The 13895-nt window shown below is 71.8% G+C and carries 14 protein-coding genes; 4 read left to right on the top strand and 10 right to left on the bottom strand.

The features are described 5' to 3' along the window. Positions 1 to 20 precede the first annotated feature (20 nt). Both ACFY12_RS10265 and ACFY12_RS10260 read right to left on the bottom strand, forming a co-directional pair. On the bottom strand, positions 21 to 899 hold the full coding sequence (locus ACFY12_RS10265; protein WP_390715332.1) for an HpcH/HpaI aldolase/citrate lyase family protein: 879 nt from the start codon (positions 897 to 899) through the stop codon (positions 21 to 23). Positions 900 to 942: 43 nt separating this feature from the next. Continuing rightward, positions 943 to 2010, bottom strand: coding sequence for an HpcH/HpaI aldolase/citrate lyase family protein (locus ACFY12_RS10260; RefSeq protein WP_390715331.1), 1068 nt, complete (start codon positions 2008 to 2010; stop codon positions 943 to 945). A gap of 109 nt (positions 2011 to 2119) precedes the next feature. Here ACFY12_RS10260 and ACFY12_RS10255 point away from each other — a divergent pair, with 109 nt between their 5' ends. Beyond that, entirely contained in the window at positions 2120 to 2644 is a 525-nt protein-coding gene (locus ACFY12_RS10255) for a 5-carboxymethyl-2-hydroxymuconate Delta-isomerase (RefSeq protein WP_390715330.1), read from the top strand. Here the strand turns inward: ACFY12_RS10255 and ACFY12_RS10250 are convergent. Next, positions 2619 to 3923 (bottom strand): MFS transporter, encoded by a 1305-nt coding sequence (locus tag ACFY12_RS10250; protein ID WP_390715329.1) that lies wholly within the window; start codon positions 3921 to 3923, stop codon positions 2619 to 2621. The two genes, ACFY12_RS10255 and ACFY12_RS10250, sit on opposite strands and share 26 nt — an antisense overlap. Before the next feature lie 101 nt (positions 3924 to 4024). Here ACFY12_RS10250 and ACFY12_RS10245 point away from each other — a divergent pair, with 101 nt between their 5' ends. The 3 genes from ACFY12_RS10245 to ACFY12_RS10235 all read left to right on the top strand — a co-directional run bounded on the left by ACFY12_RS10245 (position 4025) and on the right by ACFY12_RS10235 (position 7108). After that, complete coding sequence (locus ACFY12_RS10245) at positions 4025 to 4933, top strand: LysR substrate-binding domain-containing protein (RefSeq protein ID WP_390715328.1); 909 nt, start codon at positions 4025 to 4027, stop codon at positions 4931 to 4933. Between the two features lie 170 nt (positions 4934 to 5103). Then, positions 5104 to 6435: a M64 family metallopeptidase gene (locus ACFY12_RS10240; RefSeq protein ID WP_390715327.1), complete on the top strand. Its 1332-nt coding sequence runs from the start codon at positions 5104 to 5106 to the stop codon at positions 6433 to 6435. A gap of 157 nt (positions 6436 to 6592) precedes the next feature. Continuing rightward, positions 6593 to 7108 carry a MarR family winged helix-turn-helix transcriptional regulator gene (locus ACFY12_RS10235; protein WP_390715326.1) on the top strand — a complete coding sequence of 172 codons (516 nt, stop codon included), beginning with the start codon at positions 6593 to 6595 and terminating at the stop codon, positions 7106 to 7108. Between the two features lie 30 nt (positions 7109 to 7138). On the opposite strand, the gene ACFY12_RS10230 is transcribed toward ACFY12_RS10235, so the two are convergent. The 7 genes from ACFY12_RS10230 to ACFY12_RS10200 form a co-directional block, all read right to left on the bottom strand. Next, positions 7139 to 7669 carry a nuclear transport factor 2 family protein gene (locus ACFY12_RS10230; protein WP_390715325.1) on the bottom strand — a complete coding sequence of 177 codons (531 nt, stop codon included), beginning with the start codon at positions 7667 to 7669 and terminating at the stop codon, positions 7139 to 7141. Continuing rightward, positions 7666 to 8358 (bottom strand): O-methyltransferase, encoded by a 693-nt coding sequence (locus ACFY12_RS10225; protein WP_390715324.1) that lies wholly within the window; start codon positions 8356 to 8358, stop codon positions 7666 to 7668. Before ACFY12_RS10225 ends, ACFY12_RS10230 begins: the two co-directional genes overlap by 4 nt. Beyond that, positions 8355 to 9296 (bottom strand): TauD/TfdA family dioxygenase, encoded by a 942-nt coding sequence (locus tag ACFY12_RS10220; protein WP_390715323.1) that lies wholly within the window; start codon positions 9294 to 9296, stop codon positions 8355 to 8357. The genes ACFY12_RS10225 and ACFY12_RS10220 overlap by 4 nt, the downstream gene beginning before the upstream one ends. Continuing rightward, complete coding sequence (locus ACFY12_RS10215; protein ID WP_390715322.1) at positions 9293 to 10861, bottom strand: AMP-binding protein; 1569 nt, start codon at positions 10859 to 10861, stop codon at positions 9293 to 9295. Before ACFY12_RS10215 ends, ACFY12_RS10220 begins: the two co-directional genes overlap by 4 nt. Then, positions 10848 to 11498 (bottom strand): thermostable hemolysin, encoded by a 651-nt coding sequence (locus tag ACFY12_RS10210; RefSeq protein WP_390715321.1) that lies wholly within the window; start codon positions 11496 to 11498, stop codon positions 10848 to 10850. The genes ACFY12_RS10215 and ACFY12_RS10210 overlap by 14 nt, the downstream gene beginning before the upstream one ends. 30 nt (positions 11499 to 11528) lie before the next feature. Further along, entirely contained in the window at positions 11529 to 12533 is a 1005-nt protein-coding gene (locus tag ACFY12_RS10205; RefSeq protein WP_390715320.1) for a methyltransferase, read from the bottom strand. Positions 12534 to 12991: 458 nt separating this feature from the next. Next, positions 12992 to 13603 carry a flavodoxin family protein gene (locus ACFY12_RS10200; protein ID WP_390715319.1) on the bottom strand — a complete coding sequence of 204 codons (612 nt, stop codon included), beginning with the start codon at positions 13601 to 13603 and terminating at the stop codon, positions 12992 to 12994. Positions 13604 to 13895 lie beyond the last annotated feature (292 nt).

Raw genomic sequence — 13895 nt, 5'->3', positions numbered from 1 at the left:
GACCAGCCGTCCGGAGTCGGTCAAGCGCCGCGACCCGCGATCGCCTCGGCAAGGGCGAGGATCCGGCGGGCGTCCTCGACATGCATGTTCTCGATGAGGCGGCCGTCCACGGTGGCGACTCCACGGCCTTCGCGGGCGGCCTCCTCGAACGCCGCGATGATCTTCCGCGAGCGGTCGATCTGCCCGGCGGACGGGGCGAACACCCGGTTGCACGGCTCGACCTGCGAGGGGTGGATCAGGGTCTTGCCGTCGAAGCCGAACTGCCGCCCCTGCACGCATTCGGCCTCGAAGCCCTCGGGGTTCTTCACATCGTTGTAGACGCCGTCCAGGATCACCTTGCCGGCGTCCCGGGCGCCCAGCAGCGCCAGCGAGAGGCCGGTCAGCAGCGGGGCGCGGCCGGGCATGTGCTCGGCGTGGAGCTCCTTGGCCAGGTCGTTGGTGCCCATCACCAGCACGGTGAGCCGTTCACTGGCGGCGGCCACCGCGCGGGCGTCCAGCATCGCGCGCGGGGTCTCGACCATCGCCCAGACGGCCGTGCGGTCCGGGGCGCCGGCCGCCTCCAGTGCGCGCTCGACCTCCCGTACGGTGTCGGCGGACTCCACCTTGGGCACGACGACCGCGTCCGGCCCGGCCTCGGCGGCGGCCCGCAGGTCGTCGGCGTGCCAGGGGGTGCCCGGCGCGTTGACGCGGATCGTCACCTCGCGGTAGCCGTACTCCCCGGAGGCCGCGGCGGCCGCGACCCGCTTACGGGCGTCCGCCTTGGCGTCGGGGGCGACCGCGTCCTCGAGGTCGAGGATGAGGGCGTCGGCCGGGAGGGACTTGGCTTTCTCCAGGGCGCGTTCGTTGGCGCCCGGCATGTAGAGCACGGAGCGGCGCGGCCGCGGGGTCGCGTCGGGCATCGGTCATACTCCTCGTCGTCGTGCTGGTCCGTCGTGCTGGTCCTCAGCTTTGCGGGAATTCCGCCGCGGCGTAGGCGTCGCGCAGTTCGGGGTCGCGGGCGGCCAGGGCGTCCGCCAGCCGGGCCACCACCTGGCACTGCTTGTACGTGGCGTCGTCCTGCATCTTGCCGTCGATCATCACCGCGCCGGTGCCGTCGCCCATGGCGTCGATGACCTTACGGGCCCAGGCGACATCGGCCGGGGCGGGCGAGAAGACCCGCTTGGCGATGGCGATCTGTACCGGGTGCAGGCTCCAGGCACCGACGCAGCCGAGCAGGAAGGCGTTGCGGAACTGGTCCTCGCAGGCGGTGGTGTCCTTGATGTCGCCGAACGGCCCGTAGTACGGCAGGATGCCGTGCGCCGCGCAGGCGTCGACCATCCGCGCGAGGGTGTAGTGCCACAGGTCCTGCTGGAAGGTGGCCCGGGGGGCGGCGCCGTCGGGGCCGTGCGGGTCCTCGCGGACGAGGTATCCGGGGTGGCCGCCGCCGACGCGGGTGGTCTTCATCCGGCGGCTGGCGGCCAGGTCGGCGGGGCCGAGCGAGATGCCCTGCATCCGGGGGCTGGCCCCGGCGATCTCCTCGACGTTGGCGACGCCGGTGGCGGTCTCCAGGATGGCGTGCACCAGGATCGGCCGCTGGATCCCCGCCTTGGCCTCCAGCTGGGCGAGCAGCCGGTCGACGTAGTGGATGTCCTCGGCGCCCTCCACCTTCGGCACCATGATCACGTCGAGTCGGTCGCCGATCTCGGTGACCAGGGTCAGCAGGTCGTCGAGCGCCCACGGCGAGTCCAGGCTGTTGATCCGGGTCCACAGCTGCGTGTCGCCGAAGTCCGTGGCCTTGGCGATCTTCACCAGGCCCGACCTGGCCGCCTCCTTGCGGTCCGCGGCGACGGCGTCCTCCAGATTGCCGAGCAGGACGTCCACGGTGGGAGCGATGGCCGGTACCTTCGCCGCCATCTTCTCGTTGCCGGGGTCGAAGAAGTGGATCATCCGGGAGGGCCGGAACGGTACCTCGCGCACCGGTGTCGGGGCGCCGACGGCCAGCGGGCGGAAGAAGTCCTTCGGAGAGCGCATGCAGTCTCCCTGGTCGGATCGAGGGGTGCGGGGCCGTCGCCGGGTGCCCGGCGACGCCGTCCGGCCTCACTTTAGGGCCGCGCGGCAGTAACGTTACTGATCAGTATGTGTGCTGTTGGTCACCGGGCGGATCCGCTCCCCGGGCGGTCGGGTAGCGTCCCCGTCCGGGTACCCGGTCCGCGTCCACCACTCCACATCAACTCCGCATCCGCAACTCCGCATCTGCAACAGCAACCGCAACCGCAACCGCAAGGAGTACGAGAGCATGCCGCATCTCCTCGTCGACTACGACGCAGCGCTGCAGGAATCCTTCGACCGCCGCCGCTTCGCCCGCGAGCTGCACTCACTGGCCGCCAGGACGGCCGACGGCGTCACCATCGAAAGCTGCAAGACCCGCTTCCGCCGCATCGACGAGAGCGTCATCGCGTACGACGAGCCCGGGCAGGCCCTGGTCCACGTGGAGTTGGCGATCCTGCCCGGCCGTACGGCGGAGACCAAGTCGGCGCTGAGCCAGGCGATCCTGGACCTGGTACGCAGCCACACGGAGTCGGTGCCCGGTGTGACCGTCCATGCCTCTGTGGACATACGCGACCTCAGCGATGCGTACGTCAAGCAGGTGGTACCGGCGAAGTGACCCCGCCCCGGCCCCGGTTGAGCAGGACGAACACGGCGCAGACCAGCACCGCCAGAAGGGCGCCCGCCGCGAGCAGCGCGGGCACGCCGAGCGCGGCGGAGGACAGCGCGGTGAGGACGTACGGCGTGAACATGCCGGTGTAGGCCAGCGTCCAGAACAGCGAGGTCAGCCGGGCCAGGCGAGCCCGCGGGGCGAGGGCGGCGACCACCGTCAGGCCGAAGCTCAGGGTCAGCCCGTAGCCTGCGCCGAGGATCGCGGCGGCGGCCAGCGCCGGCCATGGCTGCTCGGTGGCCGCGGCGGGTGCGGCGCACCCGAACCCGGCCGCGATGACCAGGAGTCCGGCGACCCCGTTGGCCAGCCGGTGCCGGGCGGCGAGGCGCCGGGCCAGCGGCTGGACGGCCAGCCCGGCACCGGGGACGACGGCGGTGGCGACTCCGGCGTAGACGGTCTGCCAGCCCGTCATGCCGCCGTCCACCAGGCGGGGCAGGGTGACGAAGCCGACCGTCGGGGCCGCGAACACCCAGGGGGCGACCGGCAGGATGGCCCGCCAGAAACGGGCCCGCGGGAAGGGTTCCGGCACCGGTGCGGCGGAGGCGGCGCCGGACTCCGCCGCCGGCCGGGACCGCTCCGGCCGGGACTCCGGCGCGCCGAACGCGGCGACTCCCGCGCCCACGGCCAGTACGAGGTGCGGCAGGTATGCGGAGAGCATCGGGTACGGCGCCCACTGGGCGATCAGCGCGGCGGCCAGCCCTCCCGAGGCGAAGCCCGCGGAGACGAACATCCCCGACCGCTTGGCCGCCGTGCCCGGCGACGCCGTCGGGTCGTACGGCGGGGAGGACAGCTCCTTGACCCATGCGCTGCCGGCGGCCAGCAGCGTGCCCGCGCCGAGGCCGGTCAGTACGCGGCCCGGCAGCAGGCACCACGTGGCGGCCGAGCCCGCCATCAGCACACAGGTCGACAGCAGGTTGACACCCAGAGCGAGGAGGGCGACCGGACGACGGCCGTAGCGGTCGGCCAGCGGGCCGCCGACCAGCAGTCCGGGGATCAGGCCGACGACGTACACCGCGATCAGCCCGGTCACCGCGGACTCCGACAGGCCCGCCTCGGTGCGGTAGGCGCCCAGCAGCGCGGAGAACTGGTTGGCACTCCAGCCGGAGGCCGTCATCATCCAGGCGACGCGCCGCCCGTAGGGACGCCGCGGTGGTGAAGGAGCTGGTCCGGTGGCGTGGTCGGCGGCGTACGCTCCGGGCCGCACCGGATGTTCGACTGAGCTGTTCATGGCGCTCAGTCTCACCACCTCCGGTCCGCCGGCGCGGCCCCCGTTCACGAATCATGAATGCCCCTGCGGGCCCGCCCAGCCGTCCCTTTAAGGTGGCCGACATGGACCTTCGCCTGCTGTCGTCGTTCCTGGCGGTGGTCGAGGAACGGCATTTCAAACGGGCCGCCGCCCGGCTGTTCCTCTCCCCGCCCGCGGTCACCCAGCATGTGCGGCAGCTGGAGAGCGAACTCGGTACCCAGCTCCTGCACCGCAACCCGGTCTCCCCCACCCGCGCCGGAACGCGGCTGGCCGGGCACGCCCGTACCCTGCTGGCCGCCGCGAACGCCGCACTGGACGACATCGCCGAGGTCGTACGCGAGCCCCTGCCCGATACGCCCCGCCCCCTGCGGATCGGCATCATGGGCCACGGCTCGGCCGAGCTGACCCCCGCCGCGATCAACGCCTTCCGGCGGGCCCGCCCCGACATCCCCGTCGAGCTGCGGCAGCTGAACTTCACCGAGCATGTCACCGCGCTCACCGAGGACCGGGTGGACGTGGCGTTCATCCGGCCGGCACCGGACGATGAGCGCATCGCCGTGGACCGGCTCACCACGGAACAGCGCATCGTGGCGGTGCCGGAGACCTCCGCGCTGGCGGATGCCCGGGAGGAGGGCGTACGCGTCGCGGACATCGCCGACCTGCCCTTCTTCCGGGTACCCGGCCACACCCCGGCCGCCTTCACCGACTACCTCTACTTCCACCACGAGGCACAGCGCCGCAGCCCGGACTGCGCGCTGACGCCCCAGGAGGTCCTGACCGGTGTGGTCGCCGGACGCGCGGCCGGCTCCGGCCTCAAGTCCTTCGCGCGCTACTACGCCTGGCCGGGCGCGGCGTTCGTCCCCGTCCTGGACGCCCCCTGGGCGAGCAGCTACCTCGCCGTCCGGCCGGACGACACCAACCCGGAGGTACGCATCTTCCGGGCCCTGACCCTCGCCCTGGCCCAGGAACTGCGCCCGCGCATCGAACGCTGACCGACGCGGACGCCCGACGTTGACGGCCGCCCGTTCCGTCCCGAACTCTCCTGTTCAGCAGGTCGTTTGAAGCATCATCCATTGCTCCTGTCCGCCGAAGCCTTTACGTTGAGCGCGCTTGAATCCGGTTCAGCCCCTCTCCTCAGTGGGACTCGGAAGGACAACCCCCCATGCTCAGACGTACCTCCATACGGTTCTCCATACGGACCGCGGCGGCCGCGGGCCTGGCCGCCGCCGCGCTGGCCGCCACCACAGTGGCCGCGACCACGGCACACGGCGCCCCGGACCCGGGACCGGTCCCGGACACCCGACACACCCAGCAGGTCGAGTACTTCACCGGATCCGGCGGCCATCCGCGGCACACCACCGTCCCCGCCCCGAAGCCGCTCTCCCGGACCGCGAAGGCCGCGATCACCGCCGGCGACGGCGATGTGACCCCGATCGTGCAGAACGGCCCGGTCGGCGACAAGCTCGACATCGTCTTCGTCGGCGACGGCTACACCGCCGCACAGCAGGAGGACTTCCACGCCGACGTCCGCGCCAAGTGGGCCAAGATCTCCGCGGTCGAGCCGTACGCCTCGTACACCGGCCTGTTCAACGTCTGGGCGGTCGACGCCGTCTCCAACGAGTCCGGTGTCTCCGGTGACCCGTCGAAGGACGTGGTGCGCGACACCGCCCTGGACTCCGCCTTCTTCTGCTCCGGCATCGAGCGCCTGCTCTGTGTCGACACCGGCAAGGTCGAGGCGTACGCCTCCAAGGCTCCGGCCGCCGACCTCGTCGTCGTCCTGGGCAACTCCACCAAGTACGGCGGTGCGGGCTACAACGACGTCTCCTCGCAGGTCGGTTACGACGGGATCGCCACCGCCTCCTCCGACAACGACAAGTCCGACCAGATCGCGGTGCACGAAACCGGCCACTCCCTCGGCAAGCTCGCCGACGAGTACGACTACGGCAAGGACGGCACCTACACCGGGCCCGAGCCCGCCGAGTCCAACCTCAGCAAGCTGTCCGCCGACGAGATGACCACCCAGCAGCAGAAGTGGTACCGCTGGATCGGCCAGCAGTCGCCGGACGGCGGCCCGGTCGGCGCGTACGAGGGCGGCGGCTACTACCAGTTCGGGCTGAACCGGCCCACCGAGAACTCGATCATGCGGACGCTCGGCCGGGAGTTCAACCTCCCCGGCCGGGAGGCGATGATCGCCGCCTTCTACCGCCACGCGAGCGTGCTGAGCAGCCCGGTCGCCACGGACCGGGCGCTGCGCCGGGGGGACCGCATCCGGGTCGGCGTGCCCGCCTCCGCGCAGGTGAGGTGGTATGTCGACGGCCGCGAGCAGAAGGCCGCGCGGGGCCGGGTCTCGGTCGTGCCGCGTACCCTCGGCGTTCCGGCGGACGGCCACGGTCATACGGTCACCGCCCGCGCCACCGACCGCACGGACGCGGTGCGTGACCCGGCGCTGCGCAAGCCGCTGTCCGGAAAGCTGAGCTGGCGAATCGCACCCTGATCCGTGCCCCGGTGATCCGTGTCCGTCCCGGCCCGCCCGCCATGGTGGGCCGGGACGGCTCCGCCGATCCGACCGCCCCGGGTCTCCGCAGGTCAGAAACGGTTCCACCGGAGCGGTGGGCTATCGTTGAACGGAGCGTGTGGCAGAGAGAAGGCGGATGGCAGTGGAGCCTGACCACGTAGACGAGATCATCTCGGCCTGGGGACAGGAGCTGCCCGAAATCGCCGGTCTGCCCCTGGAACTGGCCAAGCGCAGCGCCCTGCTGGTCTCGGCGTTCGACACCGCGGCGGCGGCCGAGCTGGAGAAGCTGGGGCTGACCCAGGCCGAGTACGGTGTGCTGGCCACCCTGCGGCGCATCGGCGCCCCGTACCGCCTCAAGCCGACCGAGCTCACCCACGCTCTCCTGCTGTCGTCCGGCGGCACCAGCAACGTGGTCAAGCGCCTGGTGGCCGCGGGGTACGTCACCCGCGCGGCGGCCGAGGACGACGCCCGCAGCAGCTGGGTGCAGCTGACCCCGCACGGGGTGGAGACCGCGGAGGCGGCGGTGCGCGCCACGACCGCCGTGCATGCCCGGCTCGTCGACCGCATTCCGGAGCACACCGCCAGGGCCCTCAGCGAACAGCTGCGGATCGCGCTGGCCGCCATCGAGGAGGGTGTGCTGATCCGCCGTTGAGGCGTGGTCGGCGGGCCGGGCGGCCGGCGGTCATGCCGTGCCCCACCCCTGGGGTGGTGTGAGGCGGCCGGTCTGGAGGTTCCAGTACTCGGTGTTGCGGCGGCAGCGGCCGTCGGGGGCGAAGAGCAGGATGTTGGTCTCCAGGAGGGTGGCCCAGTGGTCGCCGTCGGGGTTGAGCGCGGCGGAGCGCAGGGTGACCCAGAGTTCGACGGCCGCCCGGTCCCCGGTGACGATCGGTGTGCCGTGGCGGCCGGTGATGTCGCTCTGGCCGACGGTGATCTCACGCCAGTAGCGCCCGATCGCCTCCCGGCCGCGGAAGGTCTGCTCCGGTACGCCGGGCACCGCCTCGTACACGGCGTCGGGGGTGAACAGCTGCACGGCGGCGGCGTCGTCCTTGGTCCGCCAGGCCTCCAGATAGGCGTCGGTCCACTGGGCGACGGCGGCGGCGGTGAGCCGGCCGGGCCGTTCGGCGGCCTGTGCCACGGCCGGTGCCGCCGCGGCCAGCGGCAGCGCGGCGAGGCCGGCCCGGAGGAGGGTGCGTCGGTGGGTGCGGTGGGTCATCGGTGCGAGGGGCCTTCCTGGAGACGGACGGTGAACTCGATACCGTCTCCCAGCGGGAGCCGCTGGGAGAGGTAGCCGTGGCCGGCGGTACGGACGTGGTCGAGGAATTCCCGGGGCAGCATCGGCAGGTTGTCGGAGACGACCAGGGTGCCGGCGCGCAGCTGCGGTTCGAGAACCTTCAGGACCGGGAGGTAGAGCTCCTTCCACCCGTCGAGCAGCACCAGGTCGGGCGGCCCGGGCAGGTCGGTGAGCCGCTCACGGGCGTCGCCGGTCCTGATCTCGGCGTAGTCGGCGAGCCCGGCCCGCGCCAGGTGCTCGCGGGCCCGCTCGGCCTTGCCGGGATGCAGCTCGGAGCCGATGACCAGGCCGCCGCCATTGTCGCGGAGCGCCGCGGCCGCGTAGAGCGTGGACGCGCCGAAGGAGGTGCCGAACTCCACGACGAGTACCGGACGCCGGCCCCGTACGAGCTGGTAGAGGAAGGTGCCGACCTCCGGGTGCACGGGCAGCGCCGCCTGGGCGCACAGGTCGGCGGCCTGCTGGGCGGTGGGCGGCTGCGGCCAGTCGGCGGCGGTGGCGTAGGCGCGCCGCATCACGTCCTGGTCGTCGCGTGCGGCGGTGCGGGCGATCTCGTCCAGGACGGCGCGGACCCGCTCGTCGTCCAGGCCCAGGGCCGCGGTGGTGCCGGTCATCCCTGTGCCCTTCCGGTCCGTACGGCGGTCAGCAGCGCCGGGTCGAGGTAGCTCTGGGCGTTGTAGACGGTCCGGTCGGTGTCGAGGATCTCGCGGCGGCCGTGCATCACCCGGGTGTTGTCGATGAGCGCCACATCGCCGTCCTGCCAGTCGAGTTCCTCGGTCAGGTCGTCGGTGAGCCGGCGGAGTTCGGCGAGCAGCGCGTCGGGTATCGCGGTGCCGTCGGCGAAGGTGATGCGGGGTGCCTCGTAGTTGTACGAGGGGCCGAAGACGCTGTTGGCCCAGGCGAGCCGGCTGCCGAAGAGCGTGTGACGGGCGGCGCCGGTGCGGTACGCGTAGTGGATCGAGCCGTCGTCGTTGAGCTGGAGTGTGGTGGAGACGCTGCCGCCGACCAGTTCCCTCATATCGGCGAAGGTGACGTCGCCGGGCTCCTTGCGGCCCTCCGTCTGGTGGCAGACGAACGCCTTCCACTTGTGCTCTTCGACGCGGCGGCAGTACATGATGTCCCTGGTGCCGAAGACCGCGCGGGCGGTGTCGCTCGCCGCGTCCCAGACGCGGTAGCCGTCGCAGACGGTGGTCTGGGAGCCGCTGGCGGCGGCCTTCTCGCACAGGAACCAGGTGAGGTCGGGACCGAAGGGGCTGTTGCCGTTCTCCAGGTGCAGGCCGACGGCGCCGGTGCCGGCGTCCACCTTCTGGGCGACCTCGCCGCCGTGGAAGGAACGCGCCGGGTCGAGGGTGATCCGGCCGGAGTGCGCCTTCACGAAGGAGGTGAACTCCGCGAGGCCGGTGCGGAAGCCCCGGAAGAGGAGGAATCCGGCGTCGGCCAGCAGGCCGGTGACCCATGCGAGGTCGAGTGCGCCGAGTGACCTGTCGTCGGCGGGCAGGACGAGCCGGCCGGTGGCGGCGCCATAGGGCCGGACGTCAGCGTGCGCGGTCATGCGTCAGCTCCTTGGTGGTCGTACAGCGTTCCGTTGGCGAGGGCGGTGCGGACGGCCTGACGCATCGGCCGTCCGGTGACGGTGAAGTACCTGCGGTAGAGCCGCGGGTCGGCGAGGAAGTGCGGTACGGCGACCCGTTCCACCTCGGATAGGTGTGCCTGGCCGAACTCCCGGACGGCCATCGCGGCGGCCGTGATGTCGGTGGCCTCCTCGACGAGGAACAGCCCGTGCAGGGCGTCGAGCCCCTCGCCGACGACGGCGACCGCGCGGACGAACGGCAGCCGGGCGTACTGGGCCTCGACCCATTCGGGGGCGATATTGCGGCCGGCCGCGGTGATGATGACGTTCTTCTTGCGTCCGGTGATGGTGAGGAAGCCGTCCTCGTCGATCCGGGCCAGGTCGCCGGTGTGCAGCCAGCCGTCGGTGTCGAGGACGAGGCTGGAGGGGTCGTTACGGGTGTAGCCGGCGAACAGCGAGGAGCTGCGGACCAGGAGTTCGCCGTCGTCGGCGGTGCGGACACGGACGTGCGGCAGCGGACGGCCGACGGTGCCGAGGCGGCGCGCGGCGGGGGTGTTCCAGCTGACCACGGAGCTGTTCTCGGACAGCCCGTACCCTTCGTGGACGGGCAGGCCGTGGGCGTCCAGGCGGCGCAGCAGGTCGGGGTGTACGGGTGCCCCGCCGCAGCAGATGAGCGGTGCTTCGCGGGTGCCGAACAGCGCCGGGGCCACTGGGCGAGCGCGCTCCGCGGCGCCGTCCGCCGCGGTGGCGAAGGCGTCGACGAGCGTGGGGGTGGCGACCAGCGCGGTGGGCCGGGCGGCCGCCACATACGGCAGGCAGTCGGCGGCGGCCCCCGCCGCGGTGCCGACCAGCGCCTCGCCGGGCGGCATCAGGACGAGCGTCCCGCCGTCGAGCAGCACCATGTACAGGCCGGTGACCTGCTCGATGAGCAGGCTGAACGGCACGACCGACAGGTAGCGGGCGAACGCGCCGGACGGCATCACCGTGCGCAGGGAGCCCAGCAGTTCGTCCATCGCCCGGGCCCGGATCCGTACGCCCTTGGGGCGCGAGGTGGTTCCGGAGGTGTGGATGACCTTGCACTCCCAGTCCGCAGGGGCGGCGCCGGCCGGCGGCGGCACGAGGGGCGCGGAGGGTACGGGCCCGTCCACGGACAGCGGCAGCACCGTACAGCCCGGGGGGAGGACCCGGCTCCTCCCCCACTCGTTCAGGCGCGCGCCTCCGGCGGCGTCCACCACGCACAGGTCGGTGTCCTCCAGCAGACCGGCGGCCTGTTCGGCGGAGAAGGCGAGCGGAACCGGGACCTCGATGGCGCGGGCCATGACCAACGCCAGGTCGGTGACGACGAATTCGGGGGTGTTGCCACAGAGCACGCCGACACGCGCCGGCCGGCCGTCCCGTGGGCCGAGCCGCCGGGCGAGGTCCGCGGCCCGGCGCGTCACCTCCCGGTAGGTGAGGGTGCGCGCCAGGGCGCCGTCCTCGTCCAGCACCTCGATCAGCGGGCGCTGCGACTCGCCGAGCCGCGCCAGGCTCTCCTCAATGACCCGCATGGCCGGCCACCTCCATGGCGCTGATGCTCAGTTGCAGGTCGGTGACGGAGTAGCGCCCGGTGGCGTCGGAGAAGAGCCGGTCCAACGCGTTCAGGGCGATGATGCCGACCTGAGGCTCATGGTCGTAGTACGTGCCCCAGCGCCCCGCCTCGTCGGGCGGCAGCCGGCGCGGGTCGGCGGGAGCGAACGGCACGAAGTGGATGCCGGTGCGGCCCAGCATGGCGACCAGGCGGCGGGTGACAGTGCACAGGATGTACTCCATACCCAAGCACCAGGCGATGATCGGGGTGGCTCTGACCAGTTCCCGGCCGACCGCGACCCGGCGGGTGGCCAGCGCCCCCACCTCCACCACCCGCCGCCGGTCCACCACGACCCCGAGGCGGGCCAGGATGGCCTCCTCGACGCCGGTGCCGAGGTAGTGCTCGGAGAACAGCGCCTGGTCCCGGCCGAAGGTCAGCCCCGCGCAGGCCAGTGGCGCGGCAGGCTGCTCGGCCGGGCAGCAGGCGGGGCGGGCGACGATGAACGAATCGGGCCGGGGCACCACCTCGGCGCCGTATGCCTGGGCGTACACCTCTCTCGCGAGGTCCGCGGCCATCTGCCATGAACGGGTCGACCGGTGTGCCAGATCGATCTGCATGGTGCTCCCCCCCTTCCGCGACGGCCGGCGTTACTTGCCGCCGACGACCAGCGAGACGGACGAGGGCAGCGCGATCCGCTCGACGGTCTTCAGGCCGGCGTCCGTCAGCCATCCGGAGATCTCCGGCAGGCTGTAGGTGCGGTCACCGGAGCAGGCGTACATGGCCAGGGAGAACGCGGCGTTGTGCGGTTCGGGCCGCTCGCCCCGGACGTCTTCGAGGACCACGATCCGGCCACCGGGCCGGAGGGCCTTGGCGGCCCGCCCTATCAGGTCCCGGTTCTCGGCGTCGGTGTGGTTGTGCACGATCTCGAAGAGGAACACCACGTCGTAGCCGCTGCCGAGGTCGCCGCTGAGGAAGCTGCCGCGCTGGAGGGTGATCCGGTCCGCGAGGCCGGCCTGTTCGATCGCGGTGCCGGTGTCGGCGAGCGCCTCGGGCAGATCGAGGATGGTCGCGGAGAGCCCGGGGTGCCGGCGGCACATGGCGAGGGAGTGCAGTCCGTGCGAACCGCCCAGGTCGAGCAGGCGCCGGGCCCCGTCGGGCAGCGGTACGGCGTCGACGATGGCGTCCACCGTCAGCCGGGACTTGACCTTCATGTACGCGGCGAAGTCCCGCCCGGCCTCGGGGTTGTCGGCCCAGCGCTCCCACAGGGACTGCGCGGGCTTGCCGTCCCGTACGGCCTGCGGGAGTTCCCACAGGACGTTGGTGAGTTCGTACGCCCACAGCAGCGCCGGGGTGAAGTCGAACTCGGCGCCCTTGCCCAGCCAGCGCTCGGCCAGCGGACCGTTGCGATAGCGGCCGTCCTCCAGGGTGAGCCACCCGAGGACGGCGGCCACGTCGGCGACCGCACGGGTCCCGTCGGTACTGGCGCCGATGGCCGCGGCCAGCTCGTCGAGCGTCTTGGGTCCGCCTTGCTCCAGGGCGGTGAAGATGCCGAGCTTGGCCGCGGTGGTCAACGCCGCGTAGCGGATCGTGGAGCCGATCACTTCGTCGATCGGGTTGCCCGCCAGCTCGGTGTCGGTCGTGGTCTGGAACATGGCTGATCTCCTCGTGTCTCCTCGTGGAATGGCAGGACGGACGGCCGCACGGGCGGACGCCGCCGGGAATCCCCGGGAATCGCCGGGAATCGCCGGGCGCGCGAGGTTCCGCGGGCGCGGTACAGAAAGAGAGGTACAGAAAGAGAGGTGGGAGCTGTCGAAGGGAGGCCTGCCGCCGTGTGCTGCGCGGGACAGCGGAGCTCGCCCGAGCCGCTCCCGGTGAGATGTCGGTGCCCGAGCGGCCGACGAAAGGTTCGTCTCCGCACCGGTTCACGCAGCGGGGCACCCGGGTCAAGCCTGAGCGAGGGCACCGTGAGGGACAGCACCTGGCACCTGGGGCAGAAAGAAACGGCGGCGGCTCCCACTTGCGGGCATGCGCCATCAACCGACCGCCCCCGAAGGCCTGTTGGACTATTCCCCCGTAGAGGCGCCTCAGAAGAGGCTGCCGGAGATCGGCCTCAGCCGGACACGTCCTCCAGATCCACCGCGGCGCGCCCGGCGCGGTAGACGTGGGCGGTCTCGGCGATCCGGCGGCCGAGCATCTCCGCGGTACGCAGATCGCTGGCGCAGGGCGTGACGTCGGGCCCTTCGTCATTGTTCGACTGGGACATGGCGCCCAGCCAGCTGCCGAGCCGGTTGATGTCCTCGGGGCTGCCGGAGGAGGTGTTCCAGCCGCCGTACTCGGCCAGGCCGACCCAGATCATGCCGTGCTGGGCGGCGAACAGGGCGATGTCGATGAGAGCGTTGAGCTTGTCGCCTGCCATGTTGCCGCTGTTGGTGAAGCCGCCCGCGATCTTGTTCTTCCAGCGCATGTTGTCGCCCCAGACCTGGCTGGTGGCCTCGACGAACGTGCGGAAGACCGCGCTGCTGCCCCCCATGTAGGTCGGCGTACCGAAGATGACGGCGTCGGCCTCCTGCAGCGTCTCCCAGAGTTCGTCGTTCAACTCGGCGAGGGAGACCAGGTGTACGCGGGTGTCGGGCACCTTCTCCGCGCCGGCCGCCACGGCCGCCGCCTGCTTGGCGGTGTGGCCGTATCCGCTGTGGTAAGCGACGGCAACGTTGATCTGCATGCTTCTCCCCCACCCAGGAACCGATTCCATGGTTTATCTTTCACTAAAGCTGTCCAGAAAGCTTTAGACCGCTGGGTACGCTATCCACCTCCACACCCCGAAGGCAAGCACCTCCGGCCAACACCCCGAAAAGAACAGGTAAACCCGCAGACCGGACACTTCACCACCGAGGTGGCGTGACCCTCGCCCCCCACCCCCTCATCCCTCGCTACGACGTGACCCACCTCACACGCCGTGCTGTCCGCGGCTGTGCGGAGGCAGTCGCCCCACGGCACGGGATCAAGCTGCTCCC

This window comes from Streptomyces sp. NPDC001339 (assembly GCF_042895955.1).
Lineage (GTDB): Bacteria > Actinomycetota > Actinomycetes > Streptomycetales > Streptomycetaceae > Streptomyces.
The sequence above is the reverse complement of the archived record's forward strand: the minus strand, read 5'-3'. Positions and strand labels throughout refer to the sequence as shown.

Bases quoted from the DNA above. Each gene is read 5' to 3' on its own strand.
- ACFY12_RS10210 (WP_390715321.1), bottom strand. From the start codon at position 11,498: ATGCAGATCGATCTGGCACACCGGTCGACCCGTTCATGGCAGATGGCC.
- ACFY12_RS10215 (WP_390715322.1), bottom strand. From the start codon at position 10,861: ATGCGGGTCATTGAGGAGAGCCTGGCGCGGCTCGGCGAGTCGCAGCGC.
- ACFY12_RS10260 (WP_390715331.1), bottom strand. From the start codon at position 2,010: ATGCGCTCTCCGAAGGACTTCTTCCGCCCGCTGGCCGTCGGCGCCCCG.
- ACFY12_RS10250 (WP_390715329.1), bottom strand. From the start codon at position 3,923: ATGAACAGCTCAGTCGAACATCCGGTGCGGCCCGGAGCGTACGCCGCC.
- ACFY12_RS10200 (WP_390715319.1), bottom strand. From the start codon at position 13,603: ATGCAGATCAACGTTGCCGTCGCTTACCACAGCGGATACGGCCACACC.
- ACFY12_RS10235 (WP_390715326.1), top strand. From the start codon at position 6,593: ATGGCAGTGGAGCCTGACCACGTAGACGAGATCATCTCGGCCTGGGGA.
- ACFY12_RS10245 (WP_390715328.1), top strand. From the start codon at position 4,025: ATGGACCTTCGCCTGCTGTCGTCGTTCCTGGCGGTGGTCGAGGAACGG.
- ACFY12_RS10205 (WP_390715320.1), bottom strand. From the start codon at position 12,533: ATGTTCCAGACCACGACCGACACCGAGCTGGCGGGCAACCCGATCGAC.
- ACFY12_RS10240 (WP_390715327.1), top strand. From the start codon at position 5,104: ATGCTCAGACGTACCTCCATACGGTTCTCCATACGGACCGCGGCGGCC.
- ACFY12_RS10230 (WP_390715325.1), bottom strand. From the start codon at position 7,669: ATGACCCACCGCACCCACCGACGCACCCTCCTCCGGGCCGGCCTCGCC.
- ACFY12_RS10220 (WP_390715323.1), bottom strand. From the start codon at position 9,296: ATGACCGCGCACGCTGACGTCCGGCCCTATGGCGCCGCCACCGGCCGG.
- ACFY12_RS10265 (WP_390715332.1), bottom strand. From the start codon at position 899: ATGCCCGACGCGACCCCGCGGCCGCGCCGCTCCGTGCTCTACATGCCG.
- ACFY12_RS10225 (WP_390715324.1), bottom strand. From the start codon at position 8,358: ATGACCGGCACCACCGCGGCCCTGGGCCTGGACGACGAGCGGGTCCGC.